15 protein-coding genes and 1 pseudogene are annotated in these 12,511 nt (G+C 26.7%); 13 read left to right on the top strand and 3 right to left on the bottom strand.

What is annotated here, in order from left to right:
• Window positions 1-151 precede the first annotated feature (151 nt).
• The 8 genes from Q6H37_RS02625 (at window position 152) to Q6H37_RS02590 (ending at window position 4,883) form a co-directional block, all read left to right on the top strand.
• Window positions 152-283: a hypothetical protein gene (locus Q6H37_RS02625; protein WP_318739032.1), complete on the top strand. Its 132-nt coding sequence runs from the start codon at window positions 152-154 to the stop codon at window positions 281-283.
• A 251-nt stretch (window positions 284-534) separates the two neighbouring features.
• The gene (locus tag Q6H37_RS02620) at window positions 535-705 is read left to right on the top strand and encodes a hypothetical protein (protein ID WP_318739031.1); all 171 of its coding nucleotides are present in this window, start codon (window positions 535-537) and stop codon (window positions 703-705) included.
• A gap of 83 nt (window positions 706-788) precedes the next feature.
• A complete protein-coding gene (gene pth2 / locus Q6H37_RS02615; protein ID WP_318739030.1) occupies window positions 789-1,211 on the top strand; it encodes an aminoacyl-tRNA hydrolase in 423 nt (140 codons plus the stop codon).
• 414 nt (window positions 1,212-1,625) lie between these two features.
• Window positions 1,626-1,976: a hypothetical protein gene (locus Q6H37_RS02610; protein ID WP_318739029.1), complete on the top strand. Its 351-nt coding sequence runs from the start codon at window positions 1,626-1,628 to the stop codon at window positions 1,974-1,976.
• A gap of 553 nt (window positions 1,977-2,529) precedes the next feature.
• Entirely contained in the window at window positions 2,530-3,360 is an 831-nt protein-coding gene (locus Q6H37_RS02605; RefSeq protein WP_412523900.1) for a restriction endonuclease subunit S, read from the top strand.
• Window positions 3,361-3,880: 520 nt separating this feature from the next.
• Window positions 3,881-4,009, top strand: coding sequence for a hypothetical protein (locus tag Q6H37_RS02600; RefSeq protein ID WP_318739028.1), 129 nt, complete (start codon window positions 3,881-3,883; stop codon window positions 4,007-4,009).
• Window positions 4,010-4,055: 46 nt separating this feature from the next.
• Window positions 4,056-4,589, top strand: coding sequence for a hypothetical protein (locus Q6H37_RS02595; RefSeq protein ID WP_318739027.1), 534 nt, complete (start codon window positions 4,056-4,058; stop codon window positions 4,587-4,589).
• Between the two features lie 51 nt (window positions 4,590-4,640).
• Window positions 4,641-4,883, top strand: coding sequence for a hypothetical protein (locus Q6H37_RS02590; protein ID WP_318739026.1), 243 nt, complete (start codon window positions 4,641-4,643; stop codon window positions 4,881-4,883).
• Between the two features lie 191 nt (window positions 4,884-5,074).
• On the opposite strand, the gene Q6H37_RS02585 is transcribed toward Q6H37_RS02590, so the two are convergent.
• Window positions 5,075-6,148 carry a hypothetical protein gene (locus Q6H37_RS02585; protein WP_318739025.1) on the bottom strand — a complete coding sequence of 358 codons (1,074 nt, stop codon included), beginning with the start codon at window positions 6,146-6,148 and terminating at the stop codon, window positions 5,075-5,077.
• Window positions 6,149-6,432: 284 nt separating this feature from the next.
• Here Q6H37_RS02585 and Q6H37_RS02580 point away from each other — a divergent pair, with 284 nt between their 5' ends.
• The 3 genes from Q6H37_RS02580 to Q6H37_RS02570 all read left to right on the top strand — a co-directional run bounded on the left by Q6H37_RS02580 (window position 6,433) and on the right by Q6H37_RS02570 (window position 8,353).
• Window positions 6,433-7,440 carry a hypothetical protein gene (locus Q6H37_RS02580; protein WP_318739024.1) on the top strand — a complete coding sequence of 336 codons (1,008 nt, stop codon included), beginning with the start codon at window positions 6,433-6,435 and terminating at the stop codon, window positions 7,438-7,440.
• 178 nt (window positions 7,441-7,618) lie between these two features.
• The gene (locus tag Q6H37_RS02575) at window positions 7,619-7,873 is read left to right on the top strand and encodes a Fic family protein (RefSeq protein ID WP_318739023.1); all 255 of its coding nucleotides are present in this window, start codon (window positions 7,619-7,621) and stop codon (window positions 7,871-7,873) included.
• 348 nt (window positions 7,874-8,221) lie between these two features.
• A complete protein-coding gene (locus Q6H37_RS02570) occupies window positions 8,222-8,353 on the top strand; it encodes a hypothetical protein (protein WP_318739022.1) in 132 nt (43 codons plus the stop codon).
• 352 nt (window positions 8,354-8,705) lie between these two features.
• Here Q6H37_RS02570 and Q6H37_RS02565 read toward each other — a convergent pair whose 3' ends face one another.
• Both Q6H37_RS02565 and Q6H37_RS02560 read right to left on the bottom strand, forming a co-directional pair.
• A complete protein-coding gene (locus Q6H37_RS02565; protein ID WP_318739021.1) occupies window positions 8,706-10,691 on the bottom strand; it encodes an NAD(+) synthase in 1,986 nt (661 codons plus the stop codon).
• 156 nt (window positions 10,692-10,847) lie between these two features.
• Window positions 10,848-11,225, bottom strand: a pseudogene (locus Q6H37_RS02560) (nitrilase-related carbon-nitrogen hydrolase); the annotation flags it as partial.
• Window positions 11,226-11,398: 173 nt separating this feature from the next.
• On the opposite strand from Q6H37_RS02560, the gene Q6H37_RS02555 reads away from it, so the two are divergent.
• Complete coding sequence (locus Q6H37_RS02555) at window positions 11,399-11,935, top strand: chromate transporter (protein ID WP_318739020.1); 537 nt, start codon at window positions 11,399-11,401, stop codon at window positions 11,933-11,935.
• On the top strand, window positions 11,936-12,460 hold the full coding sequence (locus Q6H37_RS02550) for a chromate transporter (protein ID WP_318739019.1): 525 nt from the start codon (window positions 11,936-11,938) through the stop codon (window positions 12,458-12,460).
• The last annotated feature ends 51 nt before the right edge of the window (window positions 12,461-12,511 follow it).

Raw genomic sequence — 12,511 nt, 5'->3', positions numbered from 1 at the left:
GATGAAAATTAGGTTTATTTATATTGATATTTCTTAGAAGAAAATTAATTAAGGGGTATATGAAATGAATAAAGAGATTGTAAAAGTAATAATAAAATAAATAAGGATGAAAGGCTTATAAACAGTTAGGCAGATGAAAGGTGGTGTAAAAATGAATGAATCTATGGCAATTATATGTATAGCAGTAATTGCTATTGCTGGAATAATAGTTGTAGGTTGTGTGTGCATGAAATGTATAACAAATATAATAAAATATGAAAAAAATAACGAACATGAAGAATAAAATTAAAGAAAAAAATTAAGATATTAAATTTACATTTTGAACTGTAATTTGGGAAGCAATAAATATATCTGAAATGAATTAATTCACTAAGCTAAATATAGAACATAAAGGTGATGTTTTGGGCATAACATATTCTAATTTGCAATTGAAGGTTTTTAGTAGCGCCCCTGGAAGGATTAGTTAGGTATCTAATATAGAATTTAATTATAGAAATCTCTCTAAATATGGTTTCTTAAAGGAGGATTTTTATTATGAGTGAAAATGAAGATAAATACAAATTACGCAAAGCTTTTAACCAACTGGTAAAAGGTTGCCATATGCGAATAAAATCTATAAATAATTGTCCATATTGGTTATATAAGTTACTTCGCAAATTTAAAACAAACTTTGAAAAAAGTATACATCAAGTTGAGAGAAAATAAACAATTAGAATAATTGTTATAGAATGAGATTTTAAAGATATTAGTTTATATCTTATATCAAAATACGAAATGGATGGTTAAAAATGTTAAAACAAGTAATTGTAATGAGAAAAGATTTGCAAATGACTAAAGGTAAAATGGTTGCACAAGGAAGTCACGCTTCTTTGGCTGTAATATTAAAAATGTTTAGAGGTAACAAAAGTATAGATGAATTTCATCCTGAAATTCATAATGGAAAATACGAATTATCATTAGAAGTAAATGAAGGTTCAGAATTAGATGAATGGCTGAAAGATGGTTTTACTAAAATATGTTTATATGTTAATTCTAAAAATGAACTATTAGATATTTACAATAAGGCAGAACAAAGCAAACTGCCAGTTGCACTAATAATTGATAGTGGAGCAACGATGTTTAAAGGGGTAAAGACTATAACTTGTTTAGCTATAGGACCTGCAAAATCAGAAGAGATAGATAAAATTACAGGAAATTTGAATTTATTATAGCAAAAAACAGAGTATAATAATAACGAAGAAGTAGAAAAGAGAGCTAAAGAGCTTATTGATAAAAGAGTAGACGGAATTATAAAGAATTTGTCGACATATTTAATCTATAAGGCAGAAATCATAAAACGAACTGATGGATTGTTGAGCTTTGATATATTTAGATAGTACGAAGATGAATGGGTTGATGGGTGGTCACTTTTGAGACGTATCCGTAATTCATTACGACCCAATTTATACAATAGCTTTTGATAATGCAATAGAAATGTTAAAAGAGATTATAAAAGCCAATCCAAATAACAAAGTAATTAAATCTTATTACGATTGTGTGGTAAATACAAATAAGATGATTAAAGAAAAATATAAGAAGAATATATCTAAACAAAAGCGTAGATAAAAGGGAGGGTGTGATTATTTATGGAATTTGTAACATTAGAAGATGTAATGAAGGAAATAGAACTTTATAAAAAAGAAGCTTTAAAATCTTGTGGCGATATAAAAGTTAACGCTGAAGCTGATAAAATATTAAAAAAACATTTTGAGAAAGTTGTGAAATCTTTGGCGGATTTATGGTTTGATGAATTAAGGCATAGAATTGAAAGCAAAACAAATCTTTATGTAGATATTAAGCCATTTTCTAAGAAATCAAGGGATAATGAAAATGAATTTGAAAATATATTAGAGCGAGATAATATTGAACTTATAAAGATAATAAATGTAGACAAGGTTCTCAATAAGCCAGCAGGTTTAAGTGATACTTTGAATTAGAATTATATGCAAGTAGGGAAAATGTATTATAGGTAGTGATGAAAAAGGAGGAAGATTAAATAGCAAGTCTAAAAGCTTATATTAAAATATAAGTTATAAATTTTTTGTTGTAAAAATAAGCATATTTTTAATAGATTGGCTTGCTATTATTGATTACATAATGATTTTTTGTATTACTAAACTCTAAATGGAATATATACTTAAGAAAACAATAATGAATTATGGTATAGACCATAATTCATTATTTGTTTTGAAATTGCAATAGCAAACTTCAGTTAGAGTATTCTATTTTTTTAGATATGGTAGAGTTACTCGAATAATATCGTGTAGTGCAGTTAATTCTCTTTCTGAGCATCCAGATATTAGCGCAGTTAAAGCTGAGTCTCCTTTTGATGAAAGCTTTTGATAAAAGATTTTAAAGGTAATAAAAACTAAAGAGTTCGTAGAAGGTGGAAAGTCTACTTATACTGGTACAGCAGGACAACAAAGAGTTAAAAAAGAGTTTGTTGAAAATTATGTTATTGCTATTCCACCAATACCAGAACAAAAACGTATGGTAGCAAAAGTTGATGAATTATTTTCACTAATAGATGAACTTGATAATAATAAGCAAGATTTATTACAAAATATAGCCGATTCAAAAAATAAGATATTGCAGTTAGCTATACAAGGAAAATTAGCAGAGCAAAATGAAGAAGATGAACCAGCATCAGTTCTATTAGATAAAATTGCAGAAGAAAAGGAAAGATTGATTAAAGAAAAGAAGATAAAGAAAGAGAAATCATTGCCAGAAATAAAGGAAGAAGAGAAGTATTTTGAGTTGTCTAAAGGATGGGAATGGTGTAGGTTTGGTAATATAGGATGCTTTCAAAAAGGGTATGCTTTTAAATCTAAGGACTACGTAGGTGATGGAGTAAAGATAACAAAGGTAAGTAATTTAAATAATCCTTTCAATAAAGATGTTGTATATATTGATAAGAAAGATGCACTAAAGTATGAGCAATATAAACTATATAAAGATGATATAGTATTAACTACAGTAGGTTCTTGGCCAACAGCACCTGCATCTGTGGTGGGAAATGTTATATACATTGATGAAATTTTTGATAATACATTATTAAATCAAAATGCAGTAAGAATAAGAAGTAAATTAAATCAAAAATATCTTAATATAATTTTAAAAAGCAAATTATTTAAGAGATACATTGTAGATATTGCACAAGGTACTGCAAATCAAGCAAGTATAACACAAGAAGATATAAAGTTGTTTTTATTGCCTATTCCGCCTATTGCAGAGCAATTTCGTATAGTAGAGAAAGTTAATATGCTTATGGCATATTTAGATGAATTAGAAAAAACAATATTAGGACAAGACGTAATATAGAGCTTATAAGGTAATAGGGGTACTTCTCTATTATCTTATATTTTAAATATGCGGGAAGTATTAAAGGATTATTATATTATAACACTAATTACTATTTTAATTTTATCTATAATTAAAGTATTTTTTATTTTATAGTTTTAATTTAGAATAACGTTAACTTTCCAGTAACATCTATACTTTGTTTCACATTTAAAATATTATCTTAAAATGCAGTGCATTGCTTAAGAATGTTATAGCATCCCATTAAAAGAGTATAAAATTAGGTGAAAATTTATGTGTATAGCAATTTATTTATGATATAATTAGAATAAAAATATATGGAGGTGTGTTAAGGTTGGGGTGATGAAGATAAATAATTGGATTCATATGCGAGATTATTGGATAACAAAGACTAAAATTTTTAAAAATGAAAATTTTATAAAAAAGTAAGATATCTATATAGCGTTGACTATAGTAGATATCTTATTTTTTTTCGACAAAAGTCAATGTAATAGTTAAGTAACTAAAAGGGGGTGTGATTATGGATGAATATATTATATACGTGACAGCAATAGTGGCAATTGTTGGAATAATAGTTGCAAGCTGTGTATGTATGAGATTTATGGTGAGTTGTGTAAGAAAAAATAAAAAAGATGAACATGAAAAATAGAATTAAAAATGTGAAGATATTTTATTTGTATTAATGGAGGATATAAATGAGAATAACAAAAATAATTAATTTATTAAACGAGAGAATAAAAAATAACTCAAATAAAGAATATAGAATAGGTATTGAATTCTTACAAAAAGGCATAGACAGATATGAAAAACAGATTTATTTTTATGATGCATGGAATTTAGATGAAACAATAAACTATGAGGTGCTAATTAATAAAGAAATGAACAAGCAATATATAAAATTAATGGACCCTTCGCTTAATAATCATTTTGACTTCCTTATAGAAGATAAAGACTATGAGGTTGATGAAGTGTTAAGTAGAAATTTAGATTTATCCTTTGATACATGGTTAGTATTTGAGATATATTGCTCAGAATCAGATATATTCAATGCTTTCTCAAAAATGAAGGTGGAGTCGGGTTTTACAAGTAAACATATAAATGATTTGGATTTAACATATCCTAATTTTCAATTAATGGTTTTTAGTAGTATCCCTATAAAAATTGGTGAAACAACGAATATAGAATTTAATTATGGAAATTTCAATGAATATGATTTTTTAGAAGAATAAGTCAGAGCTGTTAGTAATTTTTATTGCTACTTTTTAAAGTATGGGGCTACTTTGACGTATGTTAATGAAAAAGTTGGAAGAATATTAATAAATTATGTGCTTATGAAAAAAAGTCTTCCACCAATTATTTTCTTTGAAAGTGATATGCAAAAACATTGTTCAGCATTATCATATTTTAATGAAACAGAAGATATATCTAAGATGGTTGATTTTTTTGAAGAAGAAGTCTATAAAACATGGATTAGAAACCATTGTTTAAGATTAAAAAATCTCAAAGATTTTTTGAGTGAATAAATAATGTATTTAAATCTAACATTGGTCCATTTACATATAATATTAAAATGTTGAAACTAAAAGGAATCTATAATAAGGCAGTGTTAAAATAAATTATTGATATGTAGGTACTAAAAACAGGTAACCCAACTTTAGCTTGAGTTAGGGCTATCTGTTTTTGTAACTATTAAGTATAAATCTGAATTCAAAACCTAAACCAAGATTTTTTTTAGATAATTTATGAAACTTACTGCACTGTTAAATGCTAATTCTGAATCACTAAATCCATAACTTGAAATTCCGTTGTGAACTATCTTATTTCTCTTTTCGTATGTGTCCTTCTTCCATGCTTTATATTCATTGGTTAAATGTACAGATATGCCTAATATTGAATTTACATAGCCTTTTAACAAATCTGATATGATATTGCCTGATTCTATAGCTTCTTCAAAATGCACATGTTGATTATTTCTATAGTGAAGTGGTAAAGTATTTATGTTATGTATTGAACAAACATCTATTAACTTTTTCTTTGTAAAAGTTTCAACAGCAGTTTCAACTAACACGATACTTAAAGAATAATCCTTGTATACGAAAGCTTTTTCTTTAGATTCAATAATTAATTTTTCATATAATTCTATTTTGTAATCAGTTTGTAAATGATATTGTAATTTATCTAATGCTTCATTTGATAGTTTGAAAGATTCAAAAACATTTATATTTGCTGATTCGGATTCAACTTGAATTGTAAAATCTTTAAAGTCTGACCCTTCTTTACATAAACATTCAATACTTGAATCTTCACAAGTTAAAATTGACACCAAGGGTGATACAATTGTTCTTGGATTAGCAATAAATTCAATCTGTGTAGAGTACCTATACATATCAATGAAATGAATTAGATATTCTTTTGCTATTCGAGTATACTCTTTTAAATTATCGTTATTACTATAAGGCTTAGAAACATCTTCTTCAAAAATAACATCTATAATATTACTTATGCCATATTGCTTATATCCATATTTAAATCTATCATCATTACCAATGAATATTTCTTGTAGCAACATTTTCTTACCTTCTTTATTATATATGAATAAATCGCTTCTATAGCCATCTTTAACATTATTCCAGTTGACATTGATTCCTTTAAAAGGAACATGGGTAGCAATCTTATTGCTATTTACTAAGAAAATAATTTTCTTAGAATCATAATTCATCTGTAGCCCTCGTGTACCTGGTATTCCTAAATTCATATTAATAAAAAATCTACACAGTATGAGATTCATAATAATCCCCCCTTAAAACTCGCAAATATTAATAGTATTTTATAATATTTGCATCCTGTTATGTAAATTATACCATATGTGGAATTCAAATTCAGTAATATACATCTTTCAAGTGGATTTATTGAGTTAAAAATCCATATTTCAGTAAAAAACAATTTTCTTTCTATTTACTACCTTTTAAGTTCTATTATTATATAATTTGTGTTTTTATGTAATTTACTAATATTTTCATATATAATATTAATAGTGTATTTAAAAGTTAATTAGTAGAAAGGGGCACAGTTATGGCTGATAAAAAGAGTTTTAAAGACTACAGTTTTAAGGAATTACTATTTGAATTGGCATTATATTCTAAACTACCTATTTTGCTAAAGGAATATCAAAGTTCTACATACAAGGAATATGATGATGAGTTTGGAGACACAAGGACTATTTATAAAGATGGTTTTTCAGAAGACCTTGAGCATTTAATTGATTTTATGAAGACTGATACAAATATTATTTATTATTGTCCTATTTGTAAAACATCTTTGTCTTTGCATCCACATCTCAATAGTGTAAATAAAGACTTAGCATCACTATCTATTTTTGAAGCACCTGAGTATATGTTAGAAGATGAAGAGTTTAATCCTCCACTTTTAGATTTTGAAATGAGTAAAATAATAACTGACAAATTAATTCCTAATTACGGTATTTTTAAAAAACAAGTAACCTGTACACATTGCAAAAATGTTTTCACATTTATTTATAAATTAAATATGAAGATGTCAAACAGTATACTTGTAGAGAGCCTTTCTTTGGAAAAAATAGGACAGACTCCTTCAATAAACGATTTTTCTGATGCTTCTAATGAATATAAAAAAGTATTAGATACTAAATATGTTAAAGAGTTAAATAAAGCTTTAGGATTAAAGTCTCATGGTGTTGGTATTGGTTCATTTGTTTATTTAAGAAGAATTTTTGAAAAACTAATATTTGAAATAGTTAATGAAAAAGTTGTTAATGATTCATCATTTAATTTGGAAGAATTTAAAGGTTTTCATATGGATGAAAAAATAAATTCTTTAAAAAATGATTTGCCTCAAAATTTAGTAGATAATTCTAAAATTTTATATGGAATATTAAGCAAAGGAATTCATCAATTAGAGGAAAATGAATGTTTGCTGTATTTTGATATTGTATACTTAGCAATAAAGAATATTTTAGATGAAAAAGTAAGAATAAAAAAACAACGGGAAAATGAAAAAAAAGTAAAAGAAGAATTACAAAAAATTAATTCATTACTTAAATAGTTATTAAATATGGTACATTTAGTTTTTAAATTTCATTAATATATGCTATATTAGATTAATAATCATTTTTAAAATTCAATTAAATAGAAGACTCATGCTTAATTGAATTTTAAAAATGATATATACATTCAAGTTTTTAGATGATAATACTTTATTAGTTTTGTTATTTTTTTATTGATTGTTCTTAAGTTCAATATCGTACACCTGCTGGTTTGAGACTATACACCCCTTTGCTGATGGAAACGGAAGAGTGGGCCGGATGTTAATTAATTACCTTATTATAGGCAATAATCTTCTTCCAATCACCATTTTTGAAAATGATAGTAAAAAGTATTATTTAGCATTAGAATATTTTAACTCAAATCAGGAAATCGATAAGATGGTTTATTTTTTGGATGAACAAGTGTATAAAACTTGGATTTATTTTTTATAACATAATTAAAGTAAAAGATATGGAGGTGCTATGGATGAAATGGTTGCAAATAATTAATTTGATTAATATTCATGATTATTTTTCAAAAATAACTAAATTTTTCAAAAACGAAAAGACTTATAAAGAAGAGATATTTATATAGTATTGACTATAGTAAATATCTCTTCTTTTTTATACAAAAGTAAACATACTACTGATAGATAAATAGTAGAAGCATTATTATATATTCCTAATATAGGTTATATTTTTAAGTATATTAGATAAGAATTAAGTGTATGCTATTGCTATTTCTTATAATGAATTAATGAAAGTTTATAAACAGTTAAATGAACGAAATGAGGTGTAATAATGAATGAATCTATGGCAACTGCAGTTATATCAATAGTTGCAATTGTTGGAATGATAGTTATAGGTTGTGTGTGTATGAAGTGCATGGTAAATGTAATGAAACATCAAAAAAAGAACGAGCATGAAGAATAGATTAAAAAAATAAAAATTTAGCATATTAAACTATATTTAGAAATGTAATTTGACAAATAATAAATATATATTTAAATTTGTATAACAAAAAATTACTCCTATAAAGTTTGAAAGTGAATAGCTGATAAGTAGAGTTCTTAATCTTGTTGGAAAATCTAAGTTAAAAGTTCTTTTAAATTATTAGATAATATCAGAACTTCTAAAAAGCATATTATATTGCATAGCAAAACTACTGTATAATAAAAAAACAATTATATACAGTATTGCTAACAATATCCTTAAATTATTAACAAAATAGCCTATATCTTATTTTACTTAGTAGTTTAAGATATAGGCTTTGCATTTTAATTCACTATCTTATCTCTTCAAGCTCATCTAACCATATTTCAGCAGAAGAATCACTTGGCATACGCCAGTCCCCCCTTGGTGATAAAGATACTGAACCAACTTTTACACCATCAGGCATACATGAACGTTTGAATTGTTGAGTAAAGAAACGTCTATAGAAAGTTTTCATATCTTTTAATATAATCTCTTTATCAACATTACCTTCACTATTGCCATTGTTCTTAGCCATTAAACTTAAAGAATTTGTATATAAGTCATAGATTTTCTTAGGTCCAAAACCATATCTAAGCATATAGTATAAGATAAAATCATGAATATTATATGACCCAATAGAATCCTCTGTTTTTTGAGCAATTGTTCCATCTGGATTTGGAGGTAATAATTCTGGACTTATAGGAGTATCACAAATATCAAATAATGTTGTTTTAACCTCGTTATCCTGTTTCTTAGCATAAGAATATACAATACTTCTAACTAAAGTTTTAGGAATAGATGAATTAACACCATACATACTCATTTGGTCACCATTATAAGTACACCATCCAAGAGCTAACTCAGATAAATCTCCAGTTCCTACAACAATAGCATTATATTTATTAGCAGTATCCATAAGAATTTGAGTTCTTTCTCTTGCCTGAACATTTTCATAAGTAATATCATGACTGTTTATATCATGACCAATATCATTGTAGTGTTGAATACAAGCATTCTTAATTGAAATTTCATGCGATGTAACATTTAATGCTTTCATTAAATCTTTGGAGTTATCTAATGTTCTACTTGTTGTCCCAAAACCAGGCATTGTTATAGCAATAATACCTTTCATATCATAACTATTTATTTTAAATGCTTCTACAGCTACAATTAATGCTAATGTAGAATCTAATCCGCCAGATATACCAATAACAACCTTATCACAATGGATTTTTCTTAGTCTTACAGCTAAACCAGTGGCTTGTAAGTTAAGAATTTCTTGTGAACGATTATCTATGTCATGTGGTACAAAAGGAAGAAGGGATAACATTCTATTAGATTTAAATTCATTTGAATTAGGTTCAAATGTTTTTAAATAAATGTGTTTATATTCCTGTCTGTCTTGTATTCCCATGTATGAACTACTTACAGCTCTATCATTTATACACTTTTCAATATCTATTTCGCCATAGGATATATCTACATTTTCTGTAAATTTAGTTTCTGCAACAATGTAGCCATTTTCTGCAATAACACAATGTCCTGAAAAAACAGTATCAGTAGTAGATTCATCACTTGTTGCTGATGCATATATATATCCACACATAGATTGTGCTGAGTGTATTTTTATTAAATCTTCACGATAAGAAGTTTTACCAATAGTTTCATTACTTGCAGAAAGATTTACTATGATATTTGCTCCATGTAAGCAGTGATATGAAGAAGGGGGAATAGGACACCATACGTCTTCGCAAATTTCGGCACTAACGATTGCACCAGATTGTTTGTCTTCGATAAGTAAATTGGGTGTAAAAGGAACTATATCTCCATACATTTCTATTACATCACTTAATCTGTAATGGGAAGGTTTAAAATATCTTAATTCATAGTAAATTCCATAGTTTGGTATGAAAGTCTTAGGGATAACTCCTAAAATTTTTCCTTTATGTATTGCTACAGCACAGTTAAATAATTGGTTGTCTTGTCTTATAGGCATACCAACAAAGATAATGGGATTAAATTCATTATTTGATTCTTCAATAAATCTCTTTAGTTCATTTTTAGCACTATCTAATAAAGCTGAGTTGTTAAACAAGTCTCCACAAGTGTAACCAGTTATACACAACTCTGGATAAACAACTACTCTTGTCTGTCTTTCTCCCTTGCTATTTTCCTCATTAACTTTATTTATAAGTTCTAACATTTTATCTACATTATATTTAGGATTACCTATCTTGATTGAAGTAGGAGTTAAGGTTGCTACTTCAACTACACCATTATTAAGTAAGTTACTCATGTTATTTTCTCTCCTTTACTGTTTTTACTCTATATCTATAATCTATCTATCTTTTCTCTAATCTATATTATAAGTGTTCAATATATTATCATAATTATATATTATATATTAGGTAAATATTAAATAGTAGTTGCACATATTTAATATTTACTGTAAGTAAAATTCTGTATAATTTGGAATATAACTTTTAGGCACTATTCCAAGTACTTTTCCATTAAAAATTATGTAAGCACAATTATATAAACAATTATTATGTATAAGTGGTGCACCCACAGCTATAAGTATATCCTTTTCTTTAGAATAACTACATATATGTTCTACTCCCTCTATAGCTTCATTAAGCAATAACTGCTGCAAAAAAAGATCAGCACAGGTATAGGACGTTATACAAAGCTCAGGAAAAACCACAAGCTTTGAACCTTGTTCAATAGCATTATCTATACAATTAACTATGTTTTTTAAATTGAATTTTATGTCAGCCACATTGGTTATAGGACTAGCAGCTGCTACTCTTATAAAATTATCAGTTGGCATGTTATCATCCCTTTCCTTTATATTATTCCTGGCAAAACTAAAATTATCCAATATAATTATGATTTAGAAGGTTTAAATTGTCAAACTACAAGATTTTAATTTTAACTGTTTATTCTTTATTTTATAAACATTATATTATAAAATAATAACTAATGAAATGAGGTGTGTTTAACATGGGAAAAATATTTTCTATGTTTTGGATTTTTTTTAAAATAGGTGCTTTTACTTTCGGTGGTGCTTATGCCATGATTCCCCTTATTGAAGCCGAAGTCGTAGACAAACATAAGTGGATTACCAAAGAGGAATTTCTTAATATCATAGTAATATCACAATCCTTTCCAGGTGCCCTTGCTGTTAATATAAATACCTTCATAGGCTACAAGTTAGGTGGAATTTTCGGTGCAATTTTAGCTCTTTTGGGAACTATTTTACCATCATTTATTATAATTCTGCTTATAGCTTCTTTCTTCACCAAATTTAGAAGTAACTACTTTATAAACTTAATATTTAAAGGCATAAGTGCTGCAGTACCAATGCTAGTATTAGTCGCTATAGTAAGTTTATCAAAATCTATAAAAAAAAATTACACAAATTTAATAATAATAATTATAACTGTATTGTGCATTGAATTTTTTAAATTTCATCCTGTACTGATTATAATTTTATCAGGGATTTATGGATACTTTTTCTGTAGAAAGAAGGTGGGCTAAATGAGCTTATTGGTAAAATTATTCTTATGCTTTCTTAAAATAGGTGCTTTTGGATTTGGCGGTGGTTACACCATACTGCCATTAATTGAAAGGGAAATAGTTACTAATAACCATTGGATTAACTATAAAGAATTTATAGATATAATAGGAATTTCTCAAATTACACCTGGACCTATTACTATAAATTCAGCTACATTTGTAGGGTATAAGGTTTCTAGTTTTTGGGGAAGTTTATATGCTACTATAGGTGTAGTTATTTTTCCCTTTATTTTAGTTTCTGTGGCTACCCACTACATATTAAAATTTAAAGAATCTATATTTATAAAATCAGTACTTATAGGAATGCGGCCTGCACTAATAGGTCTTATTATATGCGCCTTTTTATCTCTTGCTAAAGAATCTTATTATGATTTAAAAAGCATTACTATAGGTGTATTCATTATGATTTTACTACTTAACAAAAAAATACATCCTATAATTATAATAGTTATATCAGGTATTTTAGGAATAATTTTTTATAGGTAATTTTGAGATTTGTACTTTAGCTTCATAAAAAATAAATACTCTAACTTATAA

The organism is Clostridium sp. JS66, from assembly GCF_033561535.1.
Taxonomy (GTDB): domain Bacteria; phylum Bacillota; class Clostridia; order Clostridiales; family Clostridiaceae; genus Clostridium_AM; species Clostridium_AM carboxidivorans.
This window is presented reverse-complemented; position numbering and strand designations above follow the sequence as displayed.

Coding starts and splice junctions, on each gene's coding strand:
- Q6H37_RS02625 (WP_318739032.1), top strand. CDS start 152: ATGAATGAATCTATGGCAATTATATGTATAGCAGTAATTGCTATTGCT.
- Q6H37_RS02620 (WP_318739031.1), top strand. CDS start 535: ATGAGTGAAAATGAAGATAAATACAAATTACGCAAAGCTTTTAACCAA.
- pth2 (WP_318739030.1), top strand. CDS start 789: ATGTTAAAACAAGTAATTGTAATGAGAAAAGATTTGCAAATGACTAAA.
- Q6H37_RS02610 (WP_318739029.1), top strand. CDS start 1,626: ATGGAATTTGTAACATTAGAAGATGTAATGAAGGAAATAGAACTTTAT.
- Q6H37_RS02605 (WP_412523900.1), top strand. CDS start 2,530: ATGGTAGCAAAAGTTGATGAATTATTTTCACTAATAGATGAACTTGAT.
- Q6H37_RS02600 (WP_318739028.1), top strand. CDS start 3,881: ATGGATGAATATATTATATACGTGACAGCAATAGTGGCAATTGTTGGA.
- Q6H37_RS02595 (WP_318739027.1), top strand. CDS start 4,056: ATGAGAATAACAAAAATAATTAATTTATTAAACGAGAGAATAAAAAAT.
- Q6H37_RS02585 (WP_318739025.1), bottom strand. CDS start 6,148: ATGAATCTCATACTGTGTAGATTTTTTATTAATATGAATTTAGGAATA.
- Q6H37_RS02580 (WP_318739024.1), top strand. CDS start 6,433: ATGGCTGATAAAAAGAGTTTTAAAGACTACAGTTTTAAGGAATTACTA.
- Q6H37_RS02570 (WP_318739022.1), top strand. CDS start 8,222: ATGAATGAATCTATGGCAACTGCAGTTATATCAATAGTTGCAATTGTT.
- Q6H37_RS02565 (WP_318739021.1), bottom strand. CDS start 10,691: ATGAGTAACTTACTTAATAATGGTGTAGTTGAAGTAGCAACCTTAACT.
- Q6H37_RS02555 (WP_318739020.1), top strand. CDS start 11,399: ATGGGAAAAATATTTTCTATGTTTTGGATTTTTTTTAAAATAGGTGCT.
- Q6H37_RS02550 (WP_318739019.1), top strand. CDS start 11,936: ATGAGCTTATTGGTAAAATTATTCTTATGCTTTCTTAAAATAGGTGCT.